16 protein-coding genes are annotated in these 11,949 nt (G+C 52.7%); 9 read left to right on the plus strand and 7 right to left on the minus strand.

Annotated features, from left to right (window positions below; genetic code table 11):
- The first annotated feature begins 17 nt into the window (after positions 1 to 17).
- Together ACLIBF_RS21125 and ACLIBF_RS21130 are read left to right on the plus strand one after the other, a co-directional pair.
- The gene (locus ACLIBF_RS21125) at positions 18 to 347 is read left to right on the plus strand and encodes a DHCW motif cupin fold protein (protein WP_448310516.1); all 330 of its coding nucleotides are present in this window, start codon (positions 18 to 20) and stop codon (positions 345 to 347) included.
- A 233-nt stretch (positions 348 to 580) separates the two neighbouring features.
- A complete protein-coding gene (locus tag ACLIBF_RS21130; RefSeq protein ID WP_448310517.1) occupies positions 581 to 1,312 on the plus strand; it encodes a YoaK family protein in 732 nt (243 codons plus the stop codon).
- Positions 1,313 to 1,357: 45 nt separating this feature from the next.
- Here ACLIBF_RS21130 and ACLIBF_RS21135 read toward each other — a convergent pair whose 3' ends face one another.
- Positions 1,358 to 2,083 (minus strand): SDR family oxidoreductase, encoded by a 726-nt coding sequence (locus tag ACLIBF_RS21135; protein WP_448310518.1) that lies wholly within the window; start codon positions 2,081 to 2,083, stop codon positions 1,358 to 1,360.
- Positions 2,084 to 2,182: 99 nt separating this feature from the next.
- Between ACLIBF_RS21135 and ACLIBF_RS21140 the strand changes: the two genes are divergently transcribed.
- The gene (locus ACLIBF_RS21140) at positions 2,183 to 3,067 is read left to right on the plus strand and encodes a LysR family transcriptional regulator (RefSeq protein WP_448310519.1); all 885 of its coding nucleotides are present in this window, start codon (positions 2,183 to 2,185) and stop codon (positions 3,065 to 3,067) included.
- Positions 3,068 to 3,115: 48 nt separating this feature from the next.
- Here ACLIBF_RS21140 and ACLIBF_RS21145 read toward each other — a convergent pair whose 3' ends face one another.
- The gene (locus ACLIBF_RS21145) at positions 3,116 to 3,511 is read right to left on the minus strand and encodes a (R)-mandelonitrile lyase (protein WP_448310520.1); all 396 of its coding nucleotides are present in this window, start codon (positions 3,509 to 3,511) and stop codon (positions 3,116 to 3,118) included.
- 139 nt (positions 3,512 to 3,650) lie between these two features.
- Complete coding sequence (locus tag ACLIBF_RS21150) at positions 3,651 to 4,667, minus strand: substrate-binding domain-containing protein (protein WP_448310521.1); 1,017 nt, start codon at positions 4,665 to 4,667, stop codon at positions 3,651 to 3,653.
- A gap of 415 nt (positions 4,668 to 5,082) precedes the next feature.
- On the opposite strand from ACLIBF_RS21150, the gene ACLIBF_RS21155 reads away from it, so the two are divergent.
- Both ACLIBF_RS21155 and ACLIBF_RS21160 read left to right on the plus strand, forming a co-directional pair.
- Entirely contained in the window at positions 5,083 to 5,277 is a 195-nt protein-coding gene (locus tag ACLIBF_RS21155) for a hypothetical protein (RefSeq protein WP_448310522.1), read from the plus strand.
- 658 nt (positions 5,278 to 5,935) lie between these two features.
- Positions 5,936 to 6,235 (plus strand): hypothetical protein, encoded by a 300-nt coding sequence (locus ACLIBF_RS21160; protein WP_448310523.1) that lies wholly within the window; start codon positions 5,936 to 5,938, stop codon positions 6,233 to 6,235.
- Positions 6,236 to 6,381: 146 nt separating this feature from the next.
- Here the strand turns inward: ACLIBF_RS21160 and ACLIBF_RS21165 are convergent, their stop codons facing one another.
- The 4 genes from ACLIBF_RS21165 to ACLIBF_RS21180 all read right to left on the minus strand — a co-directional run bounded on the left by ACLIBF_RS21165 (position 6,382) and on the right by ACLIBF_RS21180 (position 8,116).
- Positions 6,382 to 6,636, minus strand: a complete 255-nt coding sequence (locus ACLIBF_RS21165; RefSeq protein ID WP_448310524.1) for a biofilm/acid-resistance regulator YmgB/AriR — start codon at positions 6,634 to 6,636, stop codon at positions 6,382 to 6,384.
- A 168-nt stretch (positions 6,637 to 6,804) separates the two neighbouring features.
- The gene (locus tag ACLIBF_RS21170; RefSeq protein ID WP_448310525.1) at positions 6,805 to 7,098 is read right to left on the minus strand and encodes a hypothetical protein; all 294 of its coding nucleotides are present in this window, start codon (positions 7,096 to 7,098) and stop codon (positions 6,805 to 6,807) included.
- A gap of 180 nt (positions 7,099 to 7,278) precedes the next feature.
- Complete coding sequence (gene ycgZ, locus ACLIBF_RS21175) at positions 7,279 to 7,524, minus strand: regulatory protein YcgZ (RefSeq protein WP_448310526.1); 246 nt, start codon at positions 7,522 to 7,524, stop codon at positions 7,279 to 7,281.
- Positions 7,525 to 7,762: 238 nt separating this feature from the next.
- Entirely contained in the window at positions 7,763 to 8,116 is a 354-nt protein-coding gene (locus ACLIBF_RS21180) for a hypothetical protein (protein ID WP_448310527.1), read from the minus strand.
- A 402-nt stretch (positions 8,117 to 8,518) separates the two neighbouring features.
- Between ACLIBF_RS21180 and ACLIBF_RS21185 the strand changes: the two genes are divergently transcribed.
- The 4 genes from ACLIBF_RS21185 to ACLIBF_RS21200 are packed head-to-tail and all read left to right on the plus strand — an operon-like array spanning position 8,519 to position 11,947.
- Positions 8,519 to 9,433 carry a metal ABC transporter substrate-binding protein gene (locus tag ACLIBF_RS21185; protein ID WP_448310528.1) on the plus strand — a complete coding sequence of 305 codons (915 nt, stop codon included), beginning with the start codon at positions 8,519 to 8,521 and terminating at the stop codon, positions 9,431 to 9,433.
- Entirely contained in the window at positions 9,430 to 10,245 is an 816-nt protein-coding gene (locus ACLIBF_RS21190; protein ID WP_448310529.1) for a manganese/iron ABC transporter ATP-binding protein, read from the plus strand. The genes ACLIBF_RS21185 and ACLIBF_RS21190 overlap by 4 nt, the downstream gene beginning before the upstream one ends.
- 2 nt (positions 10,246 to 10,247) lie before the next feature.
- Complete coding sequence (sitC, locus tag ACLIBF_RS21195; protein ID WP_448310530.1) at positions 10,248 to 11,108, plus strand: iron/manganese ABC transporter permease subunit SitC; 861 nt, start codon at positions 10,248 to 10,250, stop codon at positions 11,106 to 11,108.
- Positions 11,108 to 11,947 carry a metal ABC transporter permease gene (locus ACLIBF_RS21200; RefSeq protein ID WP_448310531.1) on the plus strand — a complete coding sequence of 280 codons (840 nt, stop codon included), beginning with the start codon at positions 11,108 to 11,110 and terminating at the stop codon, positions 11,945 to 11,947. The genes sitC and ACLIBF_RS21200 overlap by 1 nt, the downstream gene beginning before the upstream one ends.
- Positions 11,948 to 11,949 lie beyond the last annotated feature (2 nt).

Here is an 11,949-nt window from a genome sequence, read left to right on the forward strand (position 1 = left end):
TTTAGCCCGGAGCATGCATGAAGATTGAAAATTTGCCGTTTGGACTCACCCACTGGGATCTGATTGATGAAACTGTTCACCCAGGTGAACAGGGCCAGGCGATCTGGCGCACCGCACAGTTTAATGATATTCGCGTCAGGATCGTTGATTACTCACCGGGATATCTCGCCGATCACTGGTGTATCAAGGGTCACATTCTGCTGTGTCTCGCTGGTGAGCTGCATACTGAACTGGCCGATGGCCGCCGCTTTGTGCTGACGCCGGGCGTCAGTTATCAGGTGGCAGACGATGCCGAACCGCATCGCTCTTCGACGCCGGTAGGCGCGCGGTTGTTTATCGTGGATTAACGGACGGCGGGCGAGCAGCGTCTGATAAAGGGTGGCGCTGATGCCACCTTTACCATGGTGAATAATAACGTTGTTGACACTTTTAAAAGTAAACTGAAGCAGCTTTATAAAAATCAGCAAAATTAACGGTTTAATTCATCAGAGTAATCTGCTTCTGACAGGATTATTTCTTATCAGGCTGTATGCTTGACACGGTAAACACCGTTCTGCCTTAACCTGATGTGAGGATACCTGTGCTGATAAAAAAGAAGAAAGTGAGATCGCATACCGAAGACCGCCTGCTGGCGCTGGTACTCGCCACCACCGCTGGCATTCTTAACGCGATGGCGCTGGGTGCCTTCGGGTTTTTCCCGTCGCACATGACCGGTAATACTTCGCAGATATCCACCGAAGTCACCACCAGCGATCTGCATACGCTGCTGTTTTTACTGGCGCTCATCACCGCCTTTGTGATCGGTTGCACCGTCGCACGTCTGGCGGTCATCATCGGCCAGAAGCATAAGCTGCGCACCATTTTCTGTCTGATCATTCTGGCCGAAGGGGTCGCGCTGACCGCAGCATCACTCTTTGAAACAATGTTTTTTACGCCACGCTTCAACGGCGAGGTGCTGGTTTTGCTGGGTTTCCTGATGGGCATTCATAATGCTACCTCGACACAGCTCTCAAATGGTCGCGTCCGATCGACGCATATCACCGGCACATTAACCGATGCGGGTATTGCCCTTGGGTCGTGGCTCTCCTCGCATGGGTCGCACAACGAAAGCGGCGAACGTCGCTTTTTCCAGAAGGTGCTGCATACCCATCTGACCACGGTGTTTTCGTTTCTTGTCGGCTGTATTGCCGGATTGCTGCTGTTTAAAAGCTACGGTTTCAACGCAATGATTGGGTTGGGGATTTTCCTGATGCTGGTGGCGCTGAGCGCCATCACTATCACTGTTCAGCGTACCCGCAGGAGCTTTTACTGATAGACCCTCACAGCGGCCCGATGCCAGCCAGCATCGGGCCAACGATCACTGCAGCGTGCGGGTCGGCCGCACCACAATTTCGTTCACGTCTACCTCATCCGGCTGTTCAATGGCATAACGCACCGCGCATCCAATCGCCCCCGGCTGCAGGGCTATCGCCCGATAGTCTGCCATTGCCTGCGCGGCGATCGGGTCAGTGATGGTGTCAGCCAGTTCGCTTTCAACCACGCCCGGATGCACACAGGTCACCCGAAGCTGGCTATTCTCCTGACGTAACCCGTCTGAAATCGCCCGCACTGCATACTTGGTGGCACAATAAACCGCTGCAGTCGGTGAAACTGCCAGTGCCCCAATTGAGGCGATGTTGATGATGTGGCCAGACTGGCGGGCCAGCATGGGCGGCAGCACAGCGGCAATGCCATACAGCACCCCCCTGATGTTGACATCAATCATCCGATCCCACTCTTCTACCCGCAACGAGGCCATCGGTGACAGCGGCATAATGCCCGCGTTGTTGATCATCACATCGATCCGACCCCATTTTTCCAGAGCGAACTCAACAAACTGCCTCACATGCTCCCGTTGCGTGACGTCCAGGGTTTTTACGGCCACTTCAGCTCCATCGAATCGCAACGCGTCGGCCAGAGCGTGAAGTCGCTCTTCGCGCCGGGCACCCAACAGCAATGTTGCCCCGGTTTTCGCCAGTTCACGGGCGATACCCGCACCGATACCGCTTGATGCGCCGGTAATTAAAATCACTTTCTTCGTCATACGCTTTCTCCTGTTGTGATGTAACTGGAGATGCTACGACGACTAAGCTATAAAGATAATCCACCCTCTTCTTCATAAACTGGTAACTAAAACTAACCAATGATAATCGATAAAAATGCACTGGAGGTGTTTGTCATTGTGGCGCAGACGCGTAATTTTCGTCTGGCGGCTGAACAGCTGGGTGTCACCCGTCCGGCGATCAGCCAGGCGCTACGGCGGCTGGAGGATCGGCTGAACATATCGCTGATGCAGCGTACAACCCGCAGCGTTCAGCTCACCGAAGCGGGACAACGGCTGTATAACGAGGTGGCACCGGCGATCAATCAACTGAACCGCGCCGTCACCGATATCGCTGAACTGGCAGCCGTACCGCGTGGACAGTTACGACTGGCGATCTCATCCATAGCTGAGCGAATGCTGAGTGGTGAACTGCTGGCGAGCTTTATCGCCGCTTATCCGCAGATTGAGCTGGATATCACCATCACGGATGACGAGTTTGATATTGTTGAACAGGGTTACGATGCGGGTGTCCGGCTGGGTGAGGTTATCGCACAGGATATGATTGCGGTGCCGGTATCGCGAGCTCAGCGTCAGGTGGCGGTGGCATCGCCTGCTTACCTGGCCCGACATGGCACGCCGCAGCATCCGCATGAACTGATCCAGCATTGCTGTATCGGCTGGCGGAAAGGGCCGGGCCTGGCGCCTTATCGCTGGGAATTTGCAGAGCAGGGACGTGAATTTGAAGTGGCGGTTAACCCGCAGTTGACCACCAACGACATGGGGGTGATGATCCGCACTGCCTGCGCCGGGGGCGGCATCAGTTTCGGTATGGAAGAGACGTATCAGCCTTATATTGCGCGCGGGCAGCTGGTGACGCTGCTGGACGACTGGTTACCAGCATTTGCCGGTTTTTACCTCTACTTTCCCAGCCGGAAGAATCTGGCACCCAAGCTACGCGCGCTGATTGACCACGTCAGGTTGTGACGGTGTCACAATGGGAGAGGCACGCCCGCGGTAGCGGGCGTATGGGACTTATTTTTGATATTGCTGGTCAGTGACCGGTTCCAGCCAGTCAACCGGGCTGCCGTTAACGGATTCAGCGATGGCGATGTGGGTCATAGCATTATCCGGGGTTGCGCCATGCCAGTGCTTCACATTCTCCGGGATCCAGACGATGTCGCCGGTGTTCATGACGCGGATCTCTTCGCCTTCACACTGAATCCAGCCCTGACCCTGGGTGATAATCAGGGTCTGGCCCAGCGGATGGGTATGCCAGACGGTGCGCGCACCCGGTTCAAACGTGACGGTTGCACCTCCGACCCGTGCCGGTTCGTTTGCCTGGAAAGGCGCATCAATCCGTACCGTGCCAGTGAAATAGTCAGCCGCGCCCTGGCGTGAAGGCTGGGATCCGTTAGCGATAATCTTCATTTTATTCTCCGGTAGTCATGTGATATCCCGAAGTTTAGCAACCCGGACGCCTGCTGTTTAGTCAGCGTAACCCGCAAGCGTTTATGAAAAGTATTCATTAATCATCGGGCGCATTGCTAACTGTCAGCGGGCTACCGCGTCAGGTCGTCATATTATAGCGGGTGATAATATTGATTTTTGAGTAAGGGGCTGGTGGTGCCGATACGGGGAGAAAACCGTGAAATTCCAGCAGCGTTTTGAAGGCATGCTGAGCATCAAGCTGTAAATTATGTTCGATCAGCGCATCAATTTTACCGGTCTGCAGCAGCGCGCGGTTTTCCCGATCCAGATCGTGACCGATAAAGGCGTTAACCGGTCTGTTCAGCTCGTCAAAAGCCCGTAAAATACCCGGATTACCGCCGCCTACCGTGTAGACCGCATCCGTGTCCGGGTGAGCCTGTAAAAAATTTTTAAGTGACTGGTACATCAACGGATCGATGCCATAACCACCTGCCACCACGCTGACCCGATGCTGCGGCGCAAACTGCCTGATGGCGCGTTCGAAGCCCTCAATCCGCTCCTGCTCTCCGATAAAGTCCCTGCTGCCGGTAATCGCCACAATATGGGATTGCTCAGACCGCAGCCATTTTGCCATCAAAAACGCGGCGACCTTTCCGGCATCGTAATTATCCATACCGATATAGCGCAGGCGCGCACTGCCCGGCAAATCGCTCATCACTGTGACCACCGGCACACGTTGTTTCAGCAGGGTATCGATGGTCGGATTCAGTAGCGCAGAGTGAGCCGCTTTAAGAATAATGCCGTGGCTGTGGAGCGCATTTTTGTTCAGGAGCACATTGACCTGCTCTGCGGTTAAATTCTCACTGAAGTGAAACCGCAACTGCAGTTTAAAACGGGTAAAGCTGGCAATCTGACTGCTGAATGCTTCACGCACCAGCTCACGAAAGCGATCGGGCGTGTGCATGATCACATCAAACCACAGCGTTCTGCCTTTTGCCTGCGCCGTTTTCTGCAGTAACTCCAGATCGGCTATCGCCTGCTGAATGCGATGCTGCGTTTGCGGATGCACCCTGCCGCGCAGATGCAACGCCCGATCAATGGTTGCCAGGCTCAGACCGGACTGAGCGGCAATCTGTTTTAAGGTGAATTTAGCCATGCGTTACTCTGAAAGCCAGGGGTTAACAGTCGTTTTATCACACTGCGGGCGCTAAACCTCGTCTGATTTACCCGCCCGGTTTCAGCGATATCGCAGGTGGCAGAAGGTGTCCCTGTTAAGGCAAACCGGATGGAGCGGCTCACACCATCAGGTCAACGAATCTGTATCATAATATGAATAGCATTCACCTGACGTTTCAGGTCGGGATAAATATATCACAGCAGTTGCTACGCCATATCTGGCGGTTATATCTTTAGCGTGGCCCGGGTGATGAAATAGTGCCAGATATTATTCTGAGACTGTTTGAATAATAACCTTTTCTACCGCTTCGCTTATATTTTCCTGAGCGCGGACCTTTTGTTTTTTGAGTTCCAGTGATGCTAAGCTGTATATGCATACACCGTCTGGAGGTCGTGTGAAGTACGACGAAGAAAAAGATATTCGCGCGCTGGTTGGCGCAGTTGTTAGCGATCTGATTAAGACAGGGCAGCCTGTTCATTTTCATGATATTACCAATGCGCTGTTTCGCCTGAGCGAAGAGACGCCTGATAACCGGCTGAAAGCGCTATGCCATGAAGCGATCGGTTTTTTCACCCGCAAGATGCACTAAGGCCGATGGCGTTGTTAATAAACGCCAGCGTCAATGAGATCGTTTTCTGTTAATTATTTGTTTCAGACAAAACGTTTTCTGTTTGCTGATTATTCTGCACGCTTATTGAACAAGGGCATCTGACTATCGTGGCGGGATGAGGATGGGTATTACACCCTGCCGCCAGCATGCTTAATATCCCGACGGGAACCGTTTTAATAAAACTGCCGTTTCATTATCTGCCTTGGATAAGCCTTTTCTTAATAAATAAGGGATCACCGGCCAGGCGAGTAGTGCATGAAATCTATTTCTTACCACTTGCCTGTATCATTCAGGTGGACCCATCCGTTTCAGTTGCCACCCGCAACCGGACGGCAGCTTTAAAAGCGTAAAGCGTTAGCAAAGGGGTGTCGGGTTGCTCTGGTAATCGCACTGCTGCGCTGCCCCCGGAGATTAGTTTCAAAAGCACACTGCAGCGGTGAAAATGTTTCAATGCCGTCCGCAACGCGCTATAAAGATTCCTTGCCGGGGTAAACCATCCTGACAGGCTCAGAGACAGACCAGAAAGACGCGGACCATAAACAGGATGAAACGGGGTCAGAACAGGCTGCATTCCCGCTGTTGCCGGTTAACTCGCGGCGGATTGATTAATGGGGCCAGCGCAATTAAGGATAAAAACATGATCTTTTCGGATGTTGAAACGCATTACATCAGCAGCAATCAGGACAGTCGGCTGGTCAGATATGACATTATCAAGACCGATGAGGATACCTACGTGGTAAAAGTGATGGACAGTAAACATCACAACACGACGCGGCGTGACGATTTTCCAGAAGTCGCGACGTTGATCATTACCCGTGATGATTTCAATCTGGAAAATAATATTGGTTCCGCTTCGGTTGTCAGAAATCGAATGCCCACCACCTTCAGTGGTCATGTACTGGTGAAGTGCCAGCAACATCGGGATTCCCTGGATTAACCCTTCAGACGCGGCGGGCATGGCCAGTCGGTACCGTACAATGCAGACAGTGAAAAATGAACTGAAGCAGGGCGGGGGGAAGGGCGGAGAGTGACAGAATTCGTCAGAATGATTCCTGCGCGCCGTTGAGCACGCAGAATAAGGGATCAGATACCGGCGTCATCAGGGGTGCGACCTACCACGATCTCCAGCGTTTTGCGCAATACATCCAGCCTGACCACGTCTGACGTGGTCTCCAGTTCGGCAATCAGATAGAGAATAATGGCTTTATTCGTCACGCGTCCCTGATCGGCGACGATGTTCCGGATAATGCCGCCCAGCAGTTCGGTTTCTGAAGCAAGCTGATCGCCTGCGCTGCGAAAAAACTCAATAAGGGTTGAATCTGAAGGAGAGTGTTGCATGATTTTTCTTTCTCTACGGAAAATTCGTTAGAAGCATCTACTAAAGTCAGAAACGAGTCTCCTCGTTGCGACCCTTTTGCTCAGCGTGAACGGAAATTTTTAGTTTCCGCGTTCACGTTTTGCAGACGCTTTAATTATTGTCAGAAGTCACGCAAAAAAACGGATCGCTTAGTGTTTTTTCGAACCTTCAGGTGGGCCATCGTTATTCAGACGGTGCGAAACATTTTCACGATCGGTGGGCACACTGCTTACTCGCTTACGGGCCGCCGCCATGCCGTTGCGCACTTCAATAATCGCTTTGCGTATCGTCATCACTTTCGCGTCATCGTCCGTCTCTGCGGCCATAAGCTCCAGCTGATTGATCAGGGCGTTACTCGACACCGGTTTGTCTGACTTCAGTAATGTCAGTACGGCTTCGCCGATCATGACATCTGTCAGTTTCTCATCATCACTTCTGTACATACTTGATTCTCTGATTTACGAATTAATGGCCACGTTGCGGCTCCTGATGTGGAAACAGGCGCCGGTGACGGGGCGCCTGAAACGGGACAGCAACACTGGGCTTCGTTAATGCGAAAAATAGTCCGATCAGAATTGCTGTGAGCGAGGCGTAATGCACCTCTGTAACGCCGGAAATCCCTGTTACTCCTCCCGACGGAAAAGTAGCCCGATCAGTTCATGCAGATGACTTTCATCTTCTGGGGTAGAGGCAAGCTCCAGTCGACGCAACAATTTGCTGCAAATCGCTTTACGACTCAAATTTTGACCTGCGCGCAGAATTTCGACAACAATCTCACCCAGCGTCTCCTGCTGTGAAGGCTGGCAGGCTTGATTGAAGTAACGGGCAATGTCGCTGATGGCTTCCGGTGCATGTCCGTTCTGACGCATAGTGGTGTCCTCAGATGGTTAAATGTATCGCGCTTTTGATGCGCAAGTTATACATCTTTCAAAAACTTGTACAGAATTTTGAATTTCCTGAGAAGATTTTTTTGTGCAAAAAATGCTATTTAAAGATAATCAGTATGTTATGGAGTGTTTAATGCGGAGTAAAATCCGCTGAATGATGGCTTATTAAGCGATTTACCGATTCAGCCTGTACAACTGCTGCACAGGCCGACCCGCTCGGTCAACGCTTAAAGAGTATGTCATCAGCGGAATCCGTCGTACTGGTGGTGTCTGCATTAAGCGGTTTCGATAACCATCCAGCCTGTTCATTGTTGCGAGCGCCGATAGTTTTAAAACCCATCAACCACTGATATACATGATGCAACTGTTCCAGACGTTTCTCATCCACCTCTGAGGCAGACATTGACCGCAACTCACCCATCAGCAACTCGACATTCACTTCCTGATCAGCATCAATCAGGTTCATTGCTGCTTCGCCAATGATGACATTCGCTTTTTCGTCGCTTGAAAAATACAAATTATCCTCCCTGGTTTTATTACGGTAAGTAACATTCACTGTAGCAAAAAAATTCACTTAATTTGATAAATCATGCCAATCGATAAACCCTTATTGATTTGCATAGAGTGACGACCAGGCCGGACAACCTGGACTGACAGTCGATCTCCTGCTTGTGGATCCACAACGCCTTGCCCCGATCCCGCACTGAATATCGATGTTGAAGAGCTGCAGTACACCGCTTCTCAGACAGACTTCTCAATTTTAATATCTGTTCTGAAGAGGTTGTCGCGTAAACCCTGTTTGTTATAACTCATTATGAATCAATCATTAAATTAAAATACTTACACAACTTGTCATAACGACGCTGACGTTGAAGAAACTTCACAAAAGCGGGCTGTCGGAAAGATATAGCCTGTGCTATAAAAAATAGCACTGGCTAATTTAGATTTATTTTTAATCACCTCTGGAGATCCTGCGATGGTCCCGACAAATAAAACCGCAACGTTGTTATGCAGCCTGCTACTGACGGCGGTTATGACAACCGGTTGCTATGCTGCAGAAAAATTTAAGGTCGTCACCACCTTTACGGTAATAGCTGACATGGCAAAGAACGTAGCGGGTGATGCTGCTGAGGTCACTTCAATTACTAAACCGGGTGCGGAAATCCATGAGTACCAGCCGACGCCTGGTGACATTAAACGCGCGCAGGGCGCGCAACTCATCATGGCTAACGGGCTGAATCTTGAACGCTGGTTCCAGCGCTTTTATCAGCATCTTGAAGGCGTGCCGGAAGTGGTGGTGTCGCAGGGTGTAAAACCGATTGGCATTGGCGAAGGCCCGTATAACGGCAAACCGAATCCGCATGCCTGGATGTCGCCGGATAATGCGCTGATTTACGTCGATAATATTTGTGATGCGCTGGTGGAATATGACCCGGCCAACGCCGAAACCTATCGTCTGAATGCTGCCCGCTATAAGCAAAAAATTACCGCAGCACTTGAGCCGTTGCGCCAGCAGATCGCCGCGATCCCTGAAAACCAGCGCTGGATGGTGACCAGTGAAGGCGCGTTCTCTTATCTGGCTCGAGACCTCGGGATGAAAGAACTTTATCTCTGGCCGATTAATGCCGATCAGCAAGGCACGCCACAGCAGGTGAGAAAAGTGATTGATCAGGTCAGAAAACAGGCTATTCCCGCCGTGTTTAGTGAAAGCACCGTCTCTGACAAACCCGCTCGTCAGGTGGCGCGGGAAACCGGTGCCCACTATGGCGGCGTATTATATGTTGATTCGCTGAGTCAGGCCCAGGGGCCGGTGCCGACCTATCTTGATCTGCTTCGGGTCACCACGGAGACGCTGGTCAATGGCATTAACGCCGGGAGGAAAGCGCCATGAGCGACACCATTGTGGTTTCCCACCTCAGTGTCACCTACCGTAACGGCCACACGGCGCTGCGCGATGCCAGCTTCAGTATTCCTGGCGGCTCAATCGCCGCGCTGGTAGGTGTGAATGGTTCAGGCAAGTCAACGTTGTTTAAGGCACTGATGGGTTTTGTCCGGCTCTCCGGTGGCACGATTTCGGTACTGGGAATGCCAACCCGTCAGGCGCTGCGCCAGAGTCTGGTCGCTTATGTTCCTCAGTCGGAAGAGGTTGACTGGTCTTTTCCGGTGCTGGTTGAAGATGTGGTGATGATGGGCCGCTACGGCCATATGGGACTGTTACGTCGGCCAAAACCGCAGGATCACGACAGGGTGAATGACGCGCTGGCACGGGTCGACATGCTGGCCTATCGCCATCGTCAGATCGGCGAACTCTCCGGCGGACAGAAGAAACGGGTTTTTCTGGCTCGCGCCATTGCGCAGCAGGGCAGCGTCATCCTGCTTGATGAGCCATTTACCGGGGTTGACGTTCAGACCGAGGCGAAAATTATCAGCCTGCTGGGCGAACTGCGTGACGAAGGTAAAACCATGCTGGTCTCAACGCACAACCTCGGATCGGTGACCGAATTCTGCGACTACACCGTGATGGTTAAGGGCACCATCCTCGCCAGCGGTCCTACCCGCACCACCTTTACCGCCGCTAATCTTGAACGGGCATTCAGCGGTGTGCTGCGTCATGTCGCAGTCAGTGGGCTGGACGATCAGATCATCACCGATGATGAACGTCCGTTTATCGCACCGCGCGGCGCACTTCACGACGGGGACTAACCATGAATCTGCTGCTGGAGCCGTTCGGATACCATTACATGCTCAACGCGATGTGGGTTTCTGCCATGGTCGGCGGACTGTGTGCCTTTCTCTCCTGCTATCTGATGCTCAAGGGCTGGTCGCTGATGGGAGATGCGCTGTCGCACTCCATTGTTCCCGGCGTTGCGGGCGCTTACATGCTGGGCCTGCCGTTTGCGCTGGGCGCTTTTCTGTCAGGCGGGCTGGCGGCGGGCAGTATGCTGTTGCTCAATCAGCGGACCCGCTTAAAAGAAGACGCGATCATCGGTCTGATCTTTTCCTCTTTTTTTGGTCTCGGGTTGTTTATGGTGTCGCTCAATCCGACGGCGGTAAACATCCAGACTATCGTGCTCGGCAACATCCTGGCGATTGCACCTGCCGATATTCTGCAACTGGCGCTGATAGGCGGGGTGTCGATCATCATTCTGCTGTTTAAGTGGAAAGATTTGATGGTGACCTTTTTCGATGAAAATCACGCGCGCGCCATCGGCTTGCGGCCTGAACGGTTAAAGATTCTGTTTTTCACGCTGCTGGCAGTGTCGACCGTAGCGGCGTTGCAAACGGTAGGCGCTTTCCTGGTGATCTGTCTGGTGGTGACGCCAGGCGCCACAGCCTGGTTGCTTACCGATCGCTTTCCACGCCTGCTGATGATTGCGGTAGCGATAGGCAGCGTCACCAGCTTCCTCGGTGCATGGGCGAGTTACTATCTCGATGGTGCCACCGGCGGCATTATCGTGGTGGCGCAGACGCTGTTGTTCCTGCTGGCCTTTGTCTTCGCGCCGAAACATGGCTTACTGGCGAACCGTCGACGTGCCCGCCGTGATGCTGAGAAGGAGCCGGGATAATGTGGATTTTTGAACCTTTCCAGTTCGCGTTTATGCAGAGCGCGCTGTTAATTGCGCTGGTGGTGGCGATCCCCTGCGCCTTATTGTCGGTATTTCTGGTACTGAAAGGCTGGGCGTTGATGGGCGATGCGATGAGCCATGCGGTCTTTCCCGGCATTGTGCTGGCCTGGATGCTGGGCATTCCGCTGGCGATTGGGGCCTTTGCCGCCGGGCTTTTTTGTGCGGTTGCCAGTGGGTTTCTACAGGATAACAGCCGAATCAAGCAGGACACGGTGCTGGGCATCGTTTTCTCCGGCATGTTTGCGGTCGGGTTGATTCTCTATATCGCCGTGAAGCCTGAAGTCCATCTCGACCATATACTGTTTGGCGACATGCTGGGCATCACCGGCAGCGATCTCATCCAGACGCTGCTGATCGCTGCACTGATTGTTGCAGTCATTGCTGTGAAATGGCGCGATCTGATGCTGTTCAGCTTTGATCCTCAACAGGCGCAGGTCTGTGGTTTGCCCGCGCGGCTGATGCATTACGGCCTGCTCTGCATGGTCTCGTTGACCATTGTCGCAACGCTGAAAGCGGTGGGCATTATCCTGTCGATCTCGTTGCTGATCGCGCCGGGCGCCATTGCGCTCTTGCTGACCCGACGCTTTTCACATGCGTTGCTGGTTGCGGTAGCGGTATCCGTGCTGGTGTCGCTGAGTGGTGTTTATCTCTCTTTCTTTATCGATAGCGCACCGGCGCCGACCATCGTGGTGCTGTTCGCGCTGGTGTTCGTTGTCGCTATGATCGTCTCCGGACAAAAAGCCCGGCGGCTGGAACGTCAGCGGATTGCGGCTTCGTAAGC

Source organism: Pantoea sp. PGP6, from assembly GCF_053474785.1.